Genomic DNA, 19,710 nt, shown 5'->3' on the forward strand with positions numbered 1-19,710 from the left:
GTGGTAATCCAATGCCGCCACGTACTTTTCTAGAAGATAAAGATACTCCCATGAGTGTTAAAATAAAGGCTGATAATGGATAAACAAAGCGCTTATATTTTTCTAATTGAAGGTCTACCATCACACCAGTACCTCTAATTTCTTCCTTCTTGATGCGGTCGTTTAATTCACGCATATTCATCGCCTGATATATATTATCATATATTTCAAAGTCCTTTGGGCGCATATCAAGGGTAGTATCTTTGATAGTTCCAGAACTCATACTTTCCCTCAAGCCGTCTATTTTTCTAAGCGAATAATTCTCAATTTTCCACTTTGATTTAAGCGAATCCCATGTGATTTTATCTGCTGTTAGCTTTTCTTTTAAATTATCTCCTGAGAATTTTTCCAGAATAAATTTATAGCCTATTTTTTGGTTATTATCAAAATTTTCGATGTAAACGTAGCTATTCTTATCAATTTGCATATGCGTAAACATCTTTGAATTATCTGCCTTCGGATTTATATAGGTGTTTTCAAAATCAATTTTTAACTGGTTAGTTTCAGGAATAATGAAAAGGTTAAAGATTAAAGTGACTAAAAAAATAACCGTTGAAGATATTACATAGGGGCGAAGGAATCGTTTAAAACTAACACCACTACTTAAAATGGGTACAATTTCGGTCTGGTCAGCCATTTTTGCCGTAAAAAAAATAACAGCAATGAAATTTATAAGTGGAGAAAGAAAGTTTAAATAAAAAGGAATGAAACCGGCATAATAGCTAAATATTATTTCAGAGATAGGCGCCTGATGTTGCAAAAAATCGTCAAGTTTCTCAGAAACATCAAAAATGACAATAATCACAGTAAAAATGGCTAGGGTAAATGAAAATGTACCTAGGTATTTTTTTATGATGTACCAGTCAATTATAGTGATCATATCTTACAAACGTTGCGCTAATTTAACAACCATTTTATTTTTCCATTCTGTAAATTCTCCAGAAATTATCTTTGCTCTTGCTTCATTCACAAGCCATAAATAAAAGTGCAGGTTATGTAAAGTAGCAATTTGTGCTCCTAAAATTTCTTTTGAATGAGTTAAATGTCTAAGATAAGACTTAGTATAATTTCTATCAGCAAAAAGATCGCTATCTTCTTCAATTGGAGAGAAATCATTCTTCCAACGCTCATTTTTAATGTTTATGATTCCGTTTTTAGTAAATAGCATACCATTTCTAGCATTTCTGGTTGGCATCACACAGTCGAACATATCTATACCGAGCGCAATATTTTCTAATAAATTAATTGGAGTCCCTACACCCATTAAATATCTTGGTTTTTCTTTGGGAAGGATATCGCAAACAATTTCGGTCATTTCATACATATCCTCTGCTGGTTCACCCACAGATAAACCACCAATGGCATTACCTTCACGTTCAAATGAAGCAATTACTTCGGCCGATTGTTTTCTAAGATCTTTATATACAGATCCTTGTACAATTGGGAATAATGTTTGATCAAATCCATAAATAGGATCAGTAGTGTCAAATCGATCGCAACAGCGTTTCAGCCAGCGGTGTGTCATATCCATCGATCTTCTAGCATAACCATATTCACATGGATAGGGTGTACATTCATCAAAGGCCATGATGATGTCCGCACCTATAATACGTTGAGTATCCATTACCGATTCGGGTGTGAATAAATGCTTGGATCCATCAATATGGGATCTAAATGTTACACCTTCTTCTTTTATTTTTCGCACACCCGACAAAGAATAGACCTGATAGCCTCCGCTGTCTGTAAGAAGTGGTTTATCCCAACCATTAAATTTATGTAGTCCCCCTGCTAATTGCAAGGTTTCTAGTCCCGGGCGCAAATACAAATGATACGTATTTCCAAGTATAATTTGGGCTTTAATATCGTTTGCAAGTTCATGCTGATGTACCGCTTTTACCGAACCTGCAGTACCAACCGGCATGAAAATAGGGGTTTGTATCACACCGTGAGCAGTTGTTATTTCACCTGCACGTGCCTTCGAATTTTTATCTTCTGCCTCTAGTTTAAATTTCATTGATCCTTTATAATGCAGGCAAAAATAGCAAAATATAAACTGCTCCCGTGCTAAGCTTAAATTTAGAGTAGTATATTTCTTTTATTTTATAATTAATGCCAATAGTTCGGTGAAAAATCAGAAATTTACAAGATTTAAATTATGATTTAAGGCGTGGATTATCTGTATATCTCTATTGTTGTTATTTTACACATTTGTTTATTACTTCAACTTTATTATGTTTTAGTAGTTTATCGGAAATTGGCTGTTTTTAAGGCGCCTGACTTAAATTCACAGACTAATTTGCCACTCTCTGTAATTATTTGTGCAAAAAATGAAGTCCAAAACCTTAAGAAAAATCTTGCATCCATACTAGGACAGAATTATCCAGATTTTGAAGTAATTGTTGTGAACGACTGCTCAAATGATGGTACTGAATGGTTTTTGCGAGACTTATCATTGGAACATAAAAATCTTAAAACGGTAACAATTAATGATCATCCGCGATTTAAGCATGGTAAGAAATTTGCTCTTACCTTAGGAATCAAAGCTGCCAAAAATGAAAATCTTATTTTAACTGATGCCGATTGCTACCCTTCATCAGAAAATTGGTTAAGCCTTATGCAGCGTAACTTCAGCGATCAAACGGATATTGTGCTTGGATATTCACCTTATGAGATTAAAGGAGGATTGTTAAATAAATTCATTCGATTTGAGACCTTTTTTACCGCATTAAGTTATCTTTCTTATGCTTTAAGAGGAATTCCATACATGGGTGTTGGCCGAAATATGGCCTATAAAAAATCGCTTTTTTTTAAAGGAAAAGGCTTTGCTTCTCACATGCATATTTTATCTGGTGATGATGATTTATTTGTTAATCAAAATGCAAATAGTCAAAATACTAAGATTGAAATACATCCAGAATCGCTTATATGGTCTGAACCTAAAAAGTCTCTTTCTGCCTATTTTTCACAAAAAATTAGGCATCAGGGAGCTGGAAAGGCATATAAAAATCAACATAAGAGAATGTTAAGCTTTCAAGTGCTGTCTGGATTATTGTTTTATACAGCTTTAATTGCACTCATACTCGTAAAAGGCCCTTGGTGGATTATTGCTTCTGTATTTTTTATCCGTTTAATTTGCCAAATTTTTGTTTATATTCCTGTATTAAAGAAATTGAAATACATTGACCTTATTTGGTTCTTGCCTGTTTTTGATTTCATTTATTACATTTATATCATGCTATTAAGCTTAATATCCATATTTAGGAAGAAAGTTGAATGGAAGTAAATCCTAATTTCTCGGCAAATGCCAGAAACGATTTTAATCTTGTTTCCAAAGCAAAGGAAGGAGATCAAAAGGCCTATGCAGAAATTATGCAGAGGTACAAGGATTCTATTTATTTTATGGCCCTAAAAATGGTCAATAATAAAGATGATGCAATGGATCTTACAGTTGAGACTTTTGCAAAAGCATTTGAAAATTTAGAAAAATATAAGCCTGAATATGCTTTCAGTACTTGGTTGTTTAGAATTGCAACTAATAATAGCATTGATTTTATTAGAAAAAAAAGACTTAATGTAGTTTCTCTTGATAGTTTAACTGAAGAACAGGGGGAGGATAAATATCTACAAGTTCGTGCTGAAGGATTGAATCCAGAGGAGACTTCTATTAGAAAGCAGGAAAGTGAGAAATTAAAGAACATGGTTGAACAACTGCCTTTAAGATACCGTACTTTGATTATTTTAAGGTATTATGAAGAGCTTTCCTATGAAGAAATAGCCAAGCAAGTGGACATTCCAATAGGGACAGTTAAGGCTCAGCTTTTTCGCGCCAGAGATTTAATGGCTAATATTTTAAATCGTAATAAGAAAAATTTAAGAAGTGACTTCTGATATAATTAAGCAGTATTTTCCTGACCTAAGTCAGACCCAAAAAGATCAATTTGATGCTCTTGATGAGCTCTATCGATTTTGGAATGCCCGAATTAACCTTGTTTCAAGAAAAGATATTGATATGCTTTATTTGCATCATATTCTTCATTCTCTGGCTATTGCGAAGGTTATTTCTTTTCTTCCTGGTGAAAAAGTATTAGATGTTGGCACCGGTGGTGGCTTTCCAGGTATCCCTTTGGCTATTATGTTTCCTGATACCGATTTTCATTTGGTTGATTCTATTGGAAAGAAGATAAAAGTAGTGCAAGAGGTATCGCTTGCATTAGGTTTGAAAAATGTTAGAGCAACTCATGCTCGGGCAGAGCAAATCGACGAAAAGTTTAATTTTATTGTTTCTAGAGCGGTAACTCGATTATCTGATTTTTATCCATGGATAAAAGGAAAATTTGAGAAAAAATCTTTAAATAAGCTCCAAAATGGTATATTGTACCTTAAGGGAGGCGATCTTCAGCAGGAAATTGAAGAGTCTGGATTAAAAGTTGAATTAATTCCACTGCCAAACTATTTTAAAGAAGAATATTTCGATACGAAATACGTGGTTTATATTCCAACTTAATATTTTATTGAATGCACGGCACCCCAAATGCTGTTAAATATTGGATTTTTTTAATTTTTAACATTTATTGGGATGTCATTATTTCATCAAATAGCCCTTTCTTGCCTTCCAGGTATAGGTTCAGTACTCGCCCGTAATCTTCTAAGTTATTTTGGGAATGAGGAAGAAATATTTAAAGCTAAAAGCAAACAACTTAGTAAAGTGCCTGGTATTGGTCCCAAAACCAAGGAACTAATCTTAAATCATGAAGTGTTTAGATTCGCTGAGGATGAGCTAAAATTTATTGAGAAATATAAAATTAGGCCTTATTTTCTTACTGATAAGGATTATCCTAAGCGACTTAAAAACTGTGCTGATGCACCTGTAATGCTTTATTTTAAGGGTAATGCTGATTTAAACAGTACTAAAATAATCAGTATTGTTGGAACTCGTAATGCAACAGAGTACGGTAAAGAGATTTGTAAAAGTTTGATCTTTGATTTAAAGAAACATAATCCATTAATAGTTAGTGGTTTAGCCTATGGAATTGATTTCGCTTCTCATAAAGAGGCTCATAAATTAGCAATTCCATCTATAGGTGTTCTTGCGCATGGTCTTGATCGTATTTATCCTGCTCAGCATCGAAGTATGGCTGAAAAAATGCTTGATTGTGGCGGTTTATTGACTGAGTTTATGTCGGGTACAATTCCAGATCGTGAAAATTTTCCAAAGCGAAATCGAATTATAGCCGGTTTATGTGATGTTACCATTGTTGTTGAGGCAAGTATAAAAGGTGGCGCTTTAATAACTGCAGAGCTTGCTAATTCATACAATAGAGATGTTTTTGCTTTTCCTGGTAGGATTAATGACGAATTTAGCCTCGGATGCAATCATTTAATTAAAACAAATCGAGCAAATTTGATTACTAAAGCTGTTGATATAGAGTATATTATGGGATGGAGTACTGAAGTTGATACGAGTACAATAACTCAATTAAGCTTACCAATTAATTTGTCAGGTGATGAAGAAATCATTGCTAAGATACTTTCTAACAAAGGTAGCCTAGCTATTGATGAATTATCCTTTTTAACGGGTTTTCAACAAAGTAAATTGGTTCATACCGTATTAGGTATGGAGATGCAGGGAATTTTAATTTCCTTGCCAGGGAAGGTTTATAAGCTTGTTTGAAATTTTATACTAGTGAAGAAATATTTTTAGGGTAGTCGAAAAATATAAGTTCAGCCGTACCTTTGCTCAGCATTTGCCATTTATCGAAAGGGAATGTCATTAATATTATACCGCAAGTAGGAAGGGTGAATGCTTGCTCATCACAAAAATAGTTAGCCAGATCACTCAAGCCTGGATTATGGCCAAATAAGGCTGTAAACTCAGAAGAATCATCAAGATTATTTACCACCTCCAATAAAGTTTGACTATGCGCCTCATAAATTTCACCTTCTTGGATAATTTCTGAGTGTTCAATTTTGAATGTAGAAGCAAAAATTTTGGCTGTTGTTAATGCTCTTAAAGCGGGACTACTAACTAATTGTTGTGGGATTAACTGTCTTTTTATCATTCTTTGGGCCATTTCAGGGGCGTTTTTCTGCCCTCTTTCATTTAATGGTCTTTGAAAATCAGGTAACAATAAATCATCCCATCCTGATTTAGCATGTCTGATTAGTAATAAATTTTTAGGCATTTGCTACTTTTATTAACTCGGGTAGATTTATGCTATTCATGCATTTAAAATGGCCCTTCGGACAAGTATTATGGCCAATTTTAGAACATGGCCTGCAATTTAGTCCCGAAACCTCAAAAATCCTTGATTCATCTACTTGATATGGATACATCCCAAATTCTGGAACCGTATTACCCCAAATGGATAAAATAGGCTTCTTAAAGGCAGCGGCAATATGCATCAGTCCGGTATCATGACTAATTACTTTTTCAGACATTTTAATAAGAAATGCACTTTGGTCGAGTTTGAATTTACCACAAGCATTATAAACATGATCCCCAACTGTTTTGGAGATTATTTCTCCACGTTCAGCATCCTCTGGACCTCCCAAAAGAACCACCGGGTGATTAATATTGCTGCACAGTTTAATCAATCGCTCAGCTGGAAGGCGTTTTGTTCCATGTTGAGCGCCAATAACTACTGAAATATATTTAAGATGTGAGTTAGGTAATAGACTTTCTAGCTCATAGTTTCCATTTAAGTAATAATCTAGGCCTTTATTATCATTCTTTACCCCGAGAAACTCGACAGTTTTAAGATACCTATCAACGATATGTATTTTGGGAAGTAAATTTTTCTTGAAATTAACTAATAACCATTTTTGCCAATTTAACTTATCAAATGATTTTGAGTGTTTAGCAAGTCGTGTTTTAATGATTAATGTCCTTAAGTTGTGGTGAAGGTCAATTATATGATCAAAATTCTCTTTTTTAAGCTCCGAAATACAGTCGCTAAGAGAATTTTCAAGAAAATGCAATTTGTCAATATTAGGATTAGCAGATAAAACCTGCTCAAATGATTTTTTTGTTAAATAGTGGACTTCTATATCCTCAATTTGTTCTTTTAAACATCGGATAACAGGGCTTGTTAGCACAATATCACCAATTGAGCTAAATCGTATAATTAGGATTTTAAGTTTCTTATTTTCCAAGTTTATGCTTTGTTTTTTGTTGCTCAAAAATTTTTCTGATTTGCTCTAAATTCATCGCATTAAGGCAGTTTAGCTTACTTAATCCACCTTTTCGCGCAATTAATGTCCCATATTTCATGTCTAAATTACCTTCAACACGATGTGCGTCAGGGTTTATAGATAAAAGTACACCTTTTGATATGGCATATTGATGCCAGCGCCAATCGAGGTCAAGTCTAAGAGGATTTGCATTAATCTCAATGATGACATTGTTTGCTGCACAAGCATCAATTACCTTTTTATGATCGATAGGGTATCCACTTCTACTCAATAATAATCTTCCAGTTGGATGTCCTAAAATTGTAGTAAATGGGTTTTCAATTGCTTTCAATAATCTTTCAGTAGCTTTTTCCTCATTCATATTCAAAATAGAGTGGACTGATGCCACAACAAAATCGAAGCTAGAAAGCACCTCATCTGAATAATCAAGAGAACCATCATAAAGAATGTCTGATTCAATACCTTTAAATATACGGAATGGAGCAAGTTTTTTATTCAATTCATCTATTTCTCGATGCTGAGCTACAACACGCAGCTCATTTAATCCATTGGCATAAAAAGCTGATTTTGAGTGGTCGCAAATACCAAAATATTCTAGTTTAAGCTCATTTTTGCAATAGAGAGCCATTTCTTCCAAAGTATGAATTCCGTCACTCCAAGTACTATGGTTGTGTAAACTTCCTTTAAGATCGGTGTACTGGATTAATTTAGGTAGCTTTTTAGATATTGCTAATTCGATTTCATTTGTGCCTTCTCTTAATTCAGGAACTATAAACTCTAAGCCTGCCAATTCATAAATCTGCTCTTCCGATTTATTCTTTAAATTATGTCCTTCAATTAAATTTAACAGATTTTCTACATGTATGTCATTGCCTGTTTTTAGTATAAGTTCTTTGCCGAAATCCTCTTTAGTACAGAATGAAAATCCTATTTTTAATCCTGATTCAGTTTTGCATTGGACTTTATAAGTACTACTATCAGTTTTTTCAAGTCCCAGTAAACTAATCTTTTCAAATAGCAACTCATTGTTTACACCGATAATTAGGAAATCAAGTTCATCAATAATTTCGCATTTACGACGGTATTGTCCTGTGAAATGGATATCTTCCGTTTTTAATTCCTTTTTAAGGCTTATTAAGAGCTCCTCTGCAAGTAATTCAATCTTTGCATAAAGAAATCGTCCATTACTAGCGATGCTAAATTCAATATTTTTTTTAATTTCTTCTTGTGTCTTTAAACCAAAGCCTTTAGCTTCAATTAAGCGGTTTTCATTGCATGCATAATACAATTCACCCACGGTATCTATGCCTAAATCTTTCCAAATTGTAAGAATCTTTTTAGGGCCGATACCTTTGATTTGCATCATTTCAATGATGCCTTCTGGGGTTTTATTCAAAAGTTCGGTCAGTTCTTCAATGGAATTGGTTTTAACAAATTCATCAACTTTTGCTGCAATACTTTTACCAAGACCTTCAATCTGTTCTAGCTCTGTCAGGCTTTTAGTATCAATAGGATAGGGGAGTTTATCTATTTTAAATGCTGCATTAGCCACGGAACGCACCTTAAATGGGTTTTCATTGTGTAATTCAAGCAATGAGCTTAAGAATCTTAGTGTTCGGGCAATGATTTTATTTTCCATATCCACAAAAATAAATAACCCTTCCCTGAAAAGGGAAGGGTTTCTTTTATTTAATAAAATATTTATACGAATTATCTAATTTGTATGTTATAAGGTACACGCGCCTGTACCCCTGATAAATTAAGAGCCGACTTCATTTGTTCGTAGTACATAAAATTGTCGCCTAGTTCTCTTTTCACAAAATAGGCCTTTACCTGATCACCTGATTTGTCGAAAAGTGCAGTAAATGGATCAATTTGTGCAGGATAGTCAACAATTTTATAATCTTTTAACTTTGCTTTTTTAGCTGCTGATGCAATAGCATCATTAATATTTCCCAACCTATCTACAAGCCCTATGTTAAGTGCCTCTGTTCCACTCCAAACTCTTCCTTGACCAATGCTATTAATATAGTTTTGATCTTTTTTTCGTCCATCTGCAACCTTTTTAGTGAAAGTGTCATAAACTTTATTTACTTCTAGTTGGATAATCATTTTTTCACCCTCAGTTAAAGGTCTACTAATTGATCCTAAATCAGCAAATTTCCCTGTTTTTACACCATCGAACGTAATCCCAAGTTTATTCTTGAAAAATTTCTGCATGTTAGGAATAATACCAAACACTCCAATTGAACCTGTTATGGTATTAGGTTGTGCAAAAATTGAGTCGGCTGCACATGCAATATAATAACCTCCAGAAGCAGCTACATCGCCCATTGATACAATTACAGGTTTGGTTTTCTTTGCCAATACTGTTTCTCTCCAAATCACGTCGGATGCAAGAGCACTACCTCCCGGAGAATTTATTCTAAGAACAATTGCTTTAACTTTATCATCGGTACGCGCTTTTCTAATGGCTCTAGATATTCTTTCTGAACCAATGGTTTCATCATCACCTTCACCACTAATTATTTCGCCATTAGCATAAATAACGGCAATCCTATTTTTTGATGATTCTTCTTTTATTTCTTCTTTTGTAGTATAATCTTCAAGGCTTACAGATTTTATATCTTTCTTTTTATCAATTTTTGTAAGTTTTTTCAATTCATCTAATACTTCGTCTTTATATTTAAGTCCATCGACCATTTTAAAAGTCAATGCATCTTTTGGAGCTCTTATTTTCGCGCTGTCAGCGATTGAAAACAAGCTTTCTTTTGAAATTTTTCTGCTTTTGGATATTTCAGAAAGAAGATGATCATACATTGAACCTAAGAATGAACTTACCTGCTGTTTATTAGGTTCGCTCATTTTGTCTAAAATAAAAGGCTCGACGGCACTTTTGTAAGTTCCAACTTTAATAATTTGGGCTTCAATATCTAATTTTTCCAGAGCACCTTTAAAGAACATGATTTCAGAGCTTAATCCACGGAAATCTATCATTCCTTCGGGATTGAGATAAATTTTATCTGCTATTGAAGACAAATAATAAGCTCCTTGAGAATAAACCTCGCTATAAGCAATAATAAATTTACCACTTTTCTTAAAATCTATTAATGCATTACGAACTTCTTCAATTGTTGCCATTCCAGCACTTAATGAAGACACATCAAGGTATATACCTTTAATACGATCATCGGTTTTAGCTTCATTAATATTTGCCAATATTTCATTAAGCCCCAAAGTTTTCTTGCTTTCAAGTCCGAAGAGATCTAATTCCGCAAATGGATTTTTATCAGTTCTTTCTGCAATTGGATAATCAAGACTTACATGAAGTACACTATTGGAGGCGATGCTAACTTTGCCTTCATTGCCTGCAGATGAAACAAGAGCACCAATAATCGCAATAAGAAGTAAAAAAGCTACGAAAAATGACAGGATAAAACCGATCATAGAAGCAAAAACAAATTTGAAAAAATCTTTCATATAACCTTTAAATACATTATCTATGTAATATTACAAATATACAGATTTAGTTTGTGGCAAATTGTTACATAATTGTGAAAAATAATATGTTTGATACTTATATTCTTCTTGGTAGCAACCTTGGTAACAGCAAAAAATATATTTCAGATGCCATAATTGAAATTGTAAAGGAGATTGGTTATGTTAAAGCTAAATCATCTTTATACCAAACTGCAGCTTGGGGAAAGATAGATCAGCCAAATTTTTTGAACCAAGTAGTTCATGTAGAAACTAAGCTTAATCCTGAAGCATTATTGAATTCAATATTAAGCATAGAAAAAAAACTAGGTCGTGAGCGGATCGAGAAATGGGGCTCTCGAATAATTGATATAGATATATTATTTTATGATAATCAGGTAATTGATAAAGCTGATTTAGTCATACCACATCCTTATTTGCATCTCAGGAGGTTTACACTAATGCCTTTAAATGAGATTGCTCCTAACTTAATTCATCCAGAACTATCAAAAAGTGTTAGTCAATTACTTCATGATTTGGATGATAATCTTTCAGTGGAAAAAGTTGAATTTTAGTTTTATATTTATTTTATGTCAAAAGATTCAAGCAATAATAACGCAGATTTTGAATTAGATCTATCTTACCTTCGAGGGATTGCTAGTGGAAGTACGGAGTTCATGATTGATATTATTAATCTGTTTCTGTCACAGATTCCTGATTATTTTGAGGAGCTCGACCGATTTATCATAGATAAAAACTGGGCAGATGCTGCTGAAATGGCGCATAAAATAAAACCAAGTTTAACATTTATGGGAGTGCAATCGGCAATGGAAAGTATGGCTGAAATAGAGATGAATGCTAGAAACCTTGAGAATTTAGATGCTATACCGCCATCATTTAAGATTTTAAAAGACATGAGTAAAACTCTTTTTGTGAAGCTAGCAATTATTAAGTCCGACTTAGAGAAATCTGTCTGACAATACCTTTTCTAATCTAAACTTTTACTGTTTTTCTAAACTCTAAAATAGATATTAAAAGGTATAAAATTAGAATTATTGGAACAGCAGCAAATTGAAGTAATAAGATTAAAAGTATTGAGCTAATTATTAAAATATAGCGAAATGTGTTTTCTGAAAAGCGGAGTGTTTTGAATTTTAAAGAGATGAGTGGTATTTCAGAAATCAATAAAAAACTCATTATTAGGCTAAAAAGTAATAAAGAATAAGGATTCATGATATAATTCATAAATATTGAATTATTTTCTTCCATCATGAATGGAAAAGATGCAATTAATAATGCATTTGCAGGTGTTGGTAATCCGATAAAATTCTCAGATTGACGTGTATCGATATTGAATTTTGCTAGTCTTAATCCCGAAAAAACAGCAATAATAAAAGCAGAGTAACTGATGAGGCTAAGTGATGTAATTTCTGCGGAGCTTAAAAAAAGATGGTAGATAATAACGGACGGTAAAACCCCAAAACTCACCATATCTGCAAGTGAATCTAATTGTTTTCCAAGTTCTGAATAAGCTTTTAATAGTCTAGCCAACATTCCATCAAGGAAATCGAGAACTGCTGCAATTAATATGGCATAACTTGCAAAAACTAGGTTTCCATTGAATGCAAAAACAATCCCCAAACAGCCGCTAAAAAGATTTAGACAAGTAACTGCATTGGGGATATGTTGTTTCATCAGAATATCGTTGATGTTTTATTTCTTTCCTTAAAATTATGAATTCATTGAAATTAAGAATTCTTCATTGGTTTTTGTTCCACGCATTTGTGATTGCAAGAATTCCATAGATTCTTGTGAATTCATATCTGCTAAGTGATTTCTCAATATCCAAATACGTTGTAGTGTGTCTTTATCTAATAAAAGATCATCTCTACGAGTACTTGAAGCGGTAAGGTCGATTGCAGGGAAAATACGCTTATTAGACAGTTTTCTATCCAATTGCAATTCCATATTGCCAGTGCCTTTAAACTCTTCAAAGATAACCTCATCCATTTTAGAGCCAGTTTCTGTTAAAGCAGTCGCTAAAATGGTTAAAGAACCACCATCTTCAATATTTCTAGCTGCACCAAAGAAACGCTTAGGCTTATGTAATGCGTTAGCATCAACACCACCCGAAAGAATTTTGCCGGATGCAGGTGCAACAGTATTATAAGCACGCGCTAAACGAGTGATTGAATCGAGTAGAATAACTACATCATGGCCACATTCAACCATTCTTTTTGCCTTTTCAAGAACGATATTGGCAATTTTAACATGTCGTTCAGCGGGTTCATCAAATGTTGATGAAACAACTTCTGCACGTACACTTCTTGCCATATCTGTAACCTCTTCCGGACGCTCATCAATCAATAAAATGATGAGATACACTTCTGGATGATTCTTTGCAATGGCGTTGGCTACATCCTTAAGTAGCATTGTTTTACCTGTTTTAGGTTGTGCTACTATCAAACCACGCTGACCTTTACCAATTGGTGTGAAAAGATCAATAATTCGCGTAGAATGATTTCCAGTATCAACAAAAAGATTTAATTTTTCTGTTGGAAAAAGTGGTGTAAGGTAGTCGAAAGGTACTCTATCGCGGACTTCAGCAGGAATTCTTCCATTGATAGCTTCAACACGTACCAATGGGAAATATTTTTCGCCTTCTTTTGGTGGACGAATACTTCCTCTTACAGTATCACCGGTTTTTAATCCGAAAAGTTTTATTTGCGATTGAGAAACATAAATATCATCTGGTGATGAAAGGTAATTATAATCTGAAGACCTTAAAAAACCATATCCATCAGGCATGATTTCTAGAATACCTTCATTAACAATAACATTGTCAAAATCCATGTTTAATGCAGTTGCATCTTGATTTCTTTGATTTTGTTTTGGATTGTTAGGGTTTGGTCTACGTTCAAACTTTTTAACCTCATTTGACTCCGACGGATTTTTTGTTTCATTAAGCTGAACATTTGCTTCAGTTAAAGGGTTTTCTGAGGCTAAAACTTCAATCTTAGGTTCTGAAGATTCTGTTAAAACAATATCCTCTTCTACTTCAGGGAAGTCAAATGTTCTGGTATTATCTAAATGAACCTCTTTATGCTGCTTATTATCCCCGGAAGGTTTTGTAGTACGAAGTCGCTTTCTTGGCTTTGAATCTATATCATTTGAATTTGATATTGGATTTTCAATTTCAGTACTCCCCTCAACAGAAGGTACTTCTGCTTGTTCGAGAATTTTGTTAATCAGATCCTGCTTACGTAATGTATCAGTATCTTCTACACCTAAGGTTTGAGCAATTTCACGTAGCTCGGAAACGAGCTTATCGTTCAATTTATTACTATCCAGCATTAAATATGGTTTATGTTTATTGGGATTTTAGTTTAGTAAATTTATCCTGGAGAATGGCAGCACAAGAATTAATGGAATTATAAAGATACAAAAAATTATTGTGATTTCCTGAATTCAGGGATAAAATGAGATAACACTACAATTTTATGGAATAAAAAGAAAAAAAACAAAATTTTAATTCTTTTTTTATTCAAAGACTGCATCTTTTTTTAAATTCGTCCAAATTCAGCTATTAAAATGACTAGAGAGCAGCTTATTCAGCAAATAAAAATCAAGAAATCTTTCTTATGTGTAGGTCTTGATACAGACATTAATCTGATTCCAGAGTTCTTACTCGATTTTGAGGATCCAGTATTAGAGTTTAATAAGCGTATTATCGATGCTACTCATGATCTTTGCGTGGCATATAAGCCAAATAGTGCTTTTTATGAAAGTAGAGGCATTGCAGGCTGGCAAAGTTTAATTGGGACTTCCAATTATATACCAAAAACCTGTTTAGGAATTATTGATGCTAAGCGCGGAGATATTGGAAATACCTCAACCATGTACGCTAAAGCATTTTTTGATCATTCTTCTTCTGGAATGAGCTTTGATGCTATAACCATTGCACCATATATGGGAAGTGATTCAGTTAAACCATTTCTAGCTTTTGATGATAAATGGGTTATACTTTTAGCATTAACATCAAACGAAGGAGGAAAAGATTTTCAATTTATTGAAACCGAAAAAGGTCGTTTATTCGAAAATGTTATTCAAAAAGCTAATTCATGGGCAGGAAACGACAGAATGATGTACGTTGTTGGCGCTACTAGAGCTGAAGAGTTTTTAGCAATTCGAAAATATGCCCCTGATCATTTTTTACTTGTTCCAGGTGTAGGAGCGCAGGGTGGAAGCTTACAGGAGGTTTGTAAATATGGCTTATCTAAGAGTTGTGGACTACTAATCAACTCGTCGAGGTCTATTATTTTCGCTTCTTCAGGTCATGATTTTGCAGAACGTGCTAGAGAAGAAGCCAAGAAACTTCAATCAGAAATGGAAGTTCTTTTAGAGGGAATCGGTTTACTAAATTAGGTATTTTACCATTAATTGTCTAAAAACTGCCGTTTAATCATATTTTTTTGCTGCATTATGTAATTGTGCTAGCTTGAAATATGACATTACCAGAAGATTTTTATCATTATTTATGGAAGTACAGTTTATTTAACAAGCTGAATTATAAAACTGTTGCAGGCGAAGCATTAGAAATTCTCAATGTTGGTTTGCACAATATGAATGCGGGCCCTGATTTTGAAAGCGCTAAAATTAAGATAGGTGATACATTGTGGGCTGGAAATGTTGAAATTCATATTCGATCTTCTGATTGGAATCGACATCAACATCAGTTTGATCCAGCCTACGAAAATGTAATTTTACATGTGGTGTCTGTTCATGATCAGACTATTTATCGCAGTGATGGTACTGAAATACCTGTTTTCGAGGTTAAAGATTTAATTTCTAAAGAACTTATTCTCAATTATTCTGACTTAATGGCTGAAATGACATGGATTCCTTGTGAAAAGCATTTATCAATCATAGAGCCTTTCATTATTAAAAATTGGCTTTCTAGAATATTAATTGAACGTTTGGAAGAAAAATCAATTCAAGTAAATGAACTTTTAAAAGAATATACGGGTAGTTGGGATGATGCCTTTTACATTATGCTTGCACGCAATTTTGGCTTTAAAACAAATGCACTCCCTTTTGAAATGCTCGCGCGTTCTTTACCACAAAAATTATTAGCTAAATATAAAGACAAACCTACCCAAATTGAAGCCTTAGTCTTTGGCCAAGCAGGATTTTTAAATGAGATGTTTAAGGAATCTTATCCTAATACTATCATGCAGGAGTATCGATTTTTGAAGAAAAAACATGGTTTAAAATCGATTGATAAATATCTATGGAAATATATGAGACTCAGGCCTCGTAATTTCCCGAGCTTGAGGCTTGCTCAATTTGCAGCATTGGTTTTAAAGTCCAATCATCTTTTTTCTAAAATTAATGAGGAAAATAATATTAAAAATATTTTTAAAGTTTTCAAAAATCTACCTTTAAATAGCTATTGGGATACTCACTATCGCTTTGGTAAAGAATGCCGCAAATCTTCAACAACATTGGGAGATGAAGCCATAAATAATATACTTATAAATACTGTGGCAATATTTTCCTTTGCATATGGTTTTCTTAACGGCGACAAGAAATACATAAATAAAGGTATAAATCTGTTAGAAAATATTGGTCCAGAAGAGAATGGATTTATAAAACGTTTTATACAAATGAATTTGATTCCTGAAAACGCTGCCCAAAGTCAGGCGCTAATTCAGTTAAAAAAAACTTACTGTGATCAAAAGAAATGTTTATCTTGTGGAATTGGAATTAAAATATTATTGAATAAAAATAATGCTGCAAAAGTTTCTAACATTTTTTGAAAAACAATCATTTGGTGTTTGTGCTTACCTTGGAGAGCGTTTTAATATTTCTATTTCAAGAATTAGATTATTTTTCATATATTCCTCTTTTCTGGCGGTTGGATTCCCCCTTGTATTTTATGTATTTGCTGCTTTTGTACTCGATATTCGTAATTATGTAAAGCGAATTAGAGCCAGGGTTTGGGATTTTTAATTTATTTACATAATCTTAAGATTTTTAAATAATAATTTATTGCTCTATTTAAATACTTATGACAGTATTTTCGAAATTTCGTTGAAACCGTTTTCTAGGGCTAAATCTGCCGGACTTTTACCATCATGATTTTTAATATTTACATTAGCACCAGCTTCAAGAAGAACAATTAGTAAATCGATATTTCCATTTTTAGCGGCCAAATGTAGGGGGCTAATCCCTGAAAACTGTGTAAAGCTGCAATCTGCACCACCTTCAATTAACATTTTAGCAATCATTGTAAATTTATTTTCTACAGCTATATGTAATGGGTAAATGCGATAGACATTATTAGAGGGAATATTAGGATTAGCCCCTTTTAGAAGCAGTAAATGCGTAATATTTTCATTTCCAAAGTAACTTGCTAAATAAAGCAAGCTAAAGCCATCGTCGGAGAATTCATTGATTATCGTCGGATTTATATTTAAAGCATCCTTAATTATATCTAATTTATTGAGCGCAACGGCTTCATAAATAGTGATATTAGGGCTATAATTAAATAAAATTTCAGCAATTTCAGGTTTTTTATAATAAGAGCTTAGCATAATTGGGGAAACATGCTGACTTGTTTTTTGGATTGCAAGCTGAGGTTGTGCCTTTAAAAGTGCACTTAGTTCAATTATATTGCCAGTTTCAATATATTCCTCCAATAAAGCCTGACTCATATTTTTAAATAAAATTGAATTTCATTAGATATAATTAAAATTAAAAAAAAATATCTAAGGTCATCGTTTTTAAACCATTTTTTAGGTAGAAAATATTATCAAAAAAATAACACGTATTTTTATCACGGATTTAAAAATAAATTCTTCAATATAATATTGGAAAGTCATAATTCCTTATTATTATTGATGATACTAATTCTGCCTATTCAAATATTCTTTATAACATTATATTTGTCTTTATTTATAAATTTACCAAATGCCCCTAAAAGGAAATCAATTCAGGAATTCAAACACTTTTCGTGACGAACCTAATTCTAAATCGACCTCGAATCAAGCGAGTTCGAATGAAAAAACAGAAGTTCTACCAAAGTTTAAGTTTAATGATGACCGTACGATTAAAATAATTGGCTTATTTTTTTTAATCGTGTCCCTATATTTTATGGTAGCTTTTACTTCCTATTTGTTTACTTGGGAAGATGATCAAAGCTATGTTTTAGATGCAAATGGGGGATGGTCTAATTTATGGAAAACTCAGCTGGAATTGACCGAATCGGGTGTAAATCAAGTAATTGTACAGAATTGGTTAGGTAAATTTGGAGCACTCTTATCACATCAATTTATTTATGAGTGGTTTGGAATCGCATCATTTATATTTATTGGTGTTTTCTTTATTCTAGGTTATAGAATGCTGTTTAAAGTTCAGCTTTTTTCAGTTTCAAAAACATTAGCCTATTCACTTTTTTTGCTATTATTTATTTCTATCAGTTTTGCCTTTTTTCATTCTTTTATCATTGATTATCCTCATTTTTTAGAAGGTGAATTTGGATTTTGGACAAACAGATTATTGCAAGCCCAAATTGGAAATGCAGGAATTGCTGGTTTACTTGCTTTTGCAGGTTTAAGTGTTTTAATTATTGCTTATAACATTGATTTCAAACTGCCTGAGCGTAATTTAGAGCCCAAATATGTTGTTCCTGACACCTCAGATGCTGACATTCAATTGGAGGAAGAAGTTATTTATGACCCTGTTGAGTTTAATTTACCAAATAAGCCAGGGCAATCAAGGCCAATAAACACGATTTTAAGTCAGGAACCAGTCAAGGAATCTATTGAGCTTGATGCAGAAGTTCATCAAGCAGTAACTTTAACTCCTTCAAATGATATTCCTTTTGAAACAGCTCAATTAGTAAATGAAGATTTAAATGTATCTCCGCCATTGAGTATAGAAAAAACGGAAGAAGAACAAAAATCATCTGAGCTTGTAGAACAGTTTGGGATGTATGATCCTACTTTAGATTTATCGAGTTATAAATATCCAACTTTAGATCTTTTAGAGAACCATGGTTCTAATAAAATAGCTGTAAATGCTGAGGAACTAGAAGCCAATAAGAACAAGATTGTGGAAACCCTCAACCACTACAATATTGAAATTGATAAAATCAAAGCTACCATTGGTCCCACAGTAACTTTATATGAAATTATTCCTGCTCCAGGAGTTCGAATTTCTAAAATAAAAAATCTTGAAGATGATATTGCCTTGAGTCTGGCCGCACTAGGAATCCGTATTATTGCTCCTATGCCTGGAAAAGGTACCATTGGGATTGAAGTTCCAAATCAGAATCCGGAAATGGTTTCCATGCGTTCTGTATTGGCAACTGAGAAATTTCAAAATACTACGATGGACTTGCCAATTGCACTTGGAAAGACAATTTCAAATGAGGTTTATATTGCCGACTTAGCAAAAATGCCACATTTGCTTGTCGCTGGTGCTACAGGTCAAGGTAAGTCTGTGGGTATCAATGCGATATTGGTTTCATTGCTTTATAAAAAGCATCCGTCGCAATTAAAATTTGTACTTGTTGATCCTAAAAAAGTTGAATTAACTTTGTTTAGGAAAATTGAAAGACATTTTCTTGCCAAATTGCCAGGTGAGGCAGATGCCATTATTACCGATACTAAAAAAGTTATTACAACTTTAAACTCGCTATGTATCGAGATGGATAATCGTTATGATCTCTTAAAAAATGGCCATGTACGTAATTTAAAGGAGTATAATCAGAAATTTATTAGTCGGAAATTAAATCCAAATGAAGGTCATCGATTCCTGCCATTTATTGTATTAATTATTGACGAGTTTGCTGATTTGATGATGACAGCAGGTAAGGAAGTTGAAACTCCAATTGCTAGAATTGCTCAGTTAGCCCGTGCCGTAGGTATTCATTTAGTGATTGCCACTCAGCGACCATCAGTTAATATTATTACTGGGACAATTAAAGCCAATTTTCCT

19 protein-coding genes are annotated in these 19,710 nt (G+C 33.3%); 10 read left to right on the forward strand and 9 right to left on the reverse strand.

Features of this window, described 5'->3' with window-relative positions; genetic code table 11:
• Window positions 1-919, reverse strand: a 919-nt coding sequence (locus tag ACIQ0D_RS05515; protein WP_395803561.1) for an LptF/LptG family permease, incomplete at its 3' end; no start/stop codon positions are given.
• Between the two features lie 3 nt (window positions 920-922).
• On the reverse strand, window positions 923-2,053 hold the full coding sequence (gene tgt, locus ACIQ0D_RS05520) for a tRNA guanosine(34) transglycosylase Tgt (protein WP_395803562.1): 1,131 nt from the start codon (window positions 2,051-2,053) through the stop codon (window positions 923-925).
• 153 nt (window positions 2,054-2,206) lie between these two features.
• On the opposite strand from tgt, the gene ACIQ0D_RS05525 reads away from it, so the two are divergent.
• The 4 genes from ACIQ0D_RS05525 to dprA all read left to right on the forward strand — a co-directional run bounded on the left by ACIQ0D_RS05525 (window position 2,207) and on the right by dprA (window position 5,710).
• A complete protein-coding gene (locus ACIQ0D_RS05525; RefSeq protein ID WP_395803563.1) occupies window positions 2,207-3,322 on the forward strand; it encodes a glycosyltransferase in 1,116 nt (371 codons plus the stop codon).
• Complete coding sequence (locus tag ACIQ0D_RS05530; RefSeq protein ID WP_395803564.1) at window positions 3,313-3,927, forward strand: RNA polymerase sigma factor; 615 nt, start codon at window positions 3,313-3,315, stop codon at window positions 3,925-3,927. Before ACIQ0D_RS05525 ends, ACIQ0D_RS05530 begins: the two co-directional genes overlap by 10 nt.
• A complete protein-coding gene (gene rsmG / locus ACIQ0D_RS05535; RefSeq protein WP_395803565.1) occupies window positions 3,917-4,543 on the forward strand; it encodes a 16S rRNA (guanine(527)-N(7))-methyltransferase RsmG in 627 nt (208 codons plus the stop codon). The genes ACIQ0D_RS05530 and rsmG overlap by 11 nt, the downstream gene beginning before the upstream one ends.
• A 72-nt stretch (window positions 4,544-4,615) precedes the next feature.
• On the forward strand, window positions 4,616-5,710 hold the full coding sequence (gene dprA / locus ACIQ0D_RS05540; protein ID WP_395803566.1) for a DNA-processing protein DprA: 1,095 nt from the start codon (window positions 4,616-4,618) through the stop codon (window positions 5,708-5,710).
• Between the two features lie 4 nt (window positions 5,711-5,714).
• Here dprA and ACIQ0D_RS05545 read toward each other — a convergent pair whose 3' ends face one another.
• From ACIQ0D_RS05545 to sppA, 4 genes are all read right to left on the reverse strand, one after another.
• A complete protein-coding gene (locus tag ACIQ0D_RS05545; protein ID WP_395803567.1) occupies window positions 5,715-6,221 on the reverse strand; it encodes a SixA phosphatase family protein in 507 nt (168 codons plus the stop codon).
• Window positions 6,214-7,191 (reverse strand): glycosyltransferase family 9 protein, encoded by a 978-nt coding sequence (locus tag ACIQ0D_RS05550; protein WP_395803568.1) that lies wholly within the window; start codon window positions 7,189-7,191, stop codon window positions 6,214-6,216. The genes ACIQ0D_RS05545 and ACIQ0D_RS05550 overlap by 8 nt, the downstream gene beginning before the upstream one ends.
• Complete coding sequence (locus ACIQ0D_RS05555; RefSeq protein ID WP_395803570.1) at window positions 7,181-8,869, reverse strand: helix-hairpin-helix domain-containing protein; 1,689 nt, start codon at window positions 8,867-8,869, stop codon at window positions 7,181-7,183. The genes ACIQ0D_RS05550 and ACIQ0D_RS05555 overlap by 11 nt, the downstream gene beginning before the upstream one ends.
• A gap of 71 nt (window positions 8,870-8,940) precedes the next feature.
• A complete protein-coding gene (gene sppA, locus ACIQ0D_RS05560) occupies window positions 8,941-10,710 on the reverse strand; it encodes a signal peptide peptidase SppA (RefSeq protein WP_395803572.1) in 1,770 nt (589 codons plus the stop codon).
• 74 nt (window positions 10,711-10,784) lie between these two features.
• Here sppA and folK point away from each other — a divergent pair, with 74 nt between their 5' ends.
• Both folK and ACIQ0D_RS05570 read left to right on the forward strand, forming a co-directional pair.
• Complete coding sequence (gene folK, locus ACIQ0D_RS05565) at window positions 10,785-11,282, forward strand: 2-amino-4-hydroxy-6-hydroxymethyldihydropteridine diphosphokinase (protein ID WP_395803574.1); 498 nt, start codon at window positions 10,785-10,787, stop codon at window positions 11,280-11,282.
• Between the two features lie 15 nt (window positions 11,283-11,297).
• Entirely contained in the window at window positions 11,298-11,684 is a 387-nt protein-coding gene (locus tag ACIQ0D_RS05570) for an Hpt domain-containing protein (protein ID WP_395803576.1), read from the forward strand.
• 16 nt (window positions 11,685-11,700) lie between these two features.
• Here ACIQ0D_RS05570 and pssA read toward each other — a convergent pair whose 3' ends face one another.
• Window positions 11,701-12,402, reverse strand: a complete 702-nt coding sequence (gene pssA, locus ACIQ0D_RS05575; protein ID WP_395803578.1) for a CDP-diacylglycerol--serine O-phosphatidyltransferase — start codon at window positions 12,400-12,402, stop codon at window positions 11,701-11,703.
• Between the two features lie 36 nt (window positions 12,403-12,438).
• Window positions 12,439-14,061 carry a transcription termination factor Rho gene (gene rho, locus ACIQ0D_RS05580; RefSeq protein WP_395803580.1) on the reverse strand — a complete coding sequence of 541 codons (1,623 nt, stop codon included), beginning with the start codon at window positions 14,059-14,061 and terminating at the stop codon, window positions 12,439-12,441.
• A 237-nt stretch (window positions 14,062-14,298) separates the two neighbouring features.
• On the opposite strand from rho, the gene pyrF reads away from it, so the two are divergent.
• The 3 genes from pyrF (at window position 14,299) to ACIQ0D_RS05595 (ending at window position 16,719) form a co-directional block, all read left to right on the forward strand.
• A complete protein-coding gene (gene pyrF / locus ACIQ0D_RS05585) occupies window positions 14,299-15,132 on the forward strand; it encodes an orotidine-5'-phosphate decarboxylase (protein WP_395803582.1) in 834 nt (277 codons plus the stop codon).
• Between the two features lie 80 nt (window positions 15,133-15,212).
• The gene (locus ACIQ0D_RS05590) at window positions 15,213-16,526 is read left to right on the forward strand and encodes a DUF2851 family protein (RefSeq protein ID WP_395803584.1); all 1,314 of its coding nucleotides are present in this window, start codon (window positions 15,213-15,215) and stop codon (window positions 16,524-16,526) included.
• A complete protein-coding gene (locus ACIQ0D_RS05595; RefSeq protein WP_395803586.1) occupies window positions 16,498-16,719 on the forward strand; it encodes a PspC domain-containing protein in 222 nt (73 codons plus the stop codon). Before ACIQ0D_RS05590 ends, ACIQ0D_RS05595 begins: the two co-directional genes overlap by 29 nt.
• A 56-nt stretch (window positions 16,720-16,775) precedes the next feature.
• Here the strand turns inward: ACIQ0D_RS05595 and ACIQ0D_RS05600 are convergent, their stop codons facing one another.
• Complete coding sequence (locus ACIQ0D_RS05600) at window positions 16,776-17,423, reverse strand: ankyrin repeat domain-containing protein (protein ID WP_395803588.1); 648 nt, start codon at window positions 17,421-17,423, stop codon at window positions 16,776-16,778.
• A gap of 256 nt (window positions 17,424-17,679) precedes the next feature.
• Between ACIQ0D_RS05600 and ACIQ0D_RS05605 the strand changes: the two genes are divergently transcribed.
• The coding region (locus ACIQ0D_RS05605; RefSeq protein WP_395803590.1) for a DNA translocase FtsK 4TM domain-containing protein at window positions 17,680-19,710 on the forward strand (2,031 nt) is incomplete at its 3' end.

It is taken from the genome of Daejeonella sp. (assembly GCF_044342615.1).
Classification (GTDB): Bacteria; Bacteroidota; Bacteroidia; order Sphingobacteriales; family Sphingobacteriaceae; genus Daejeonella.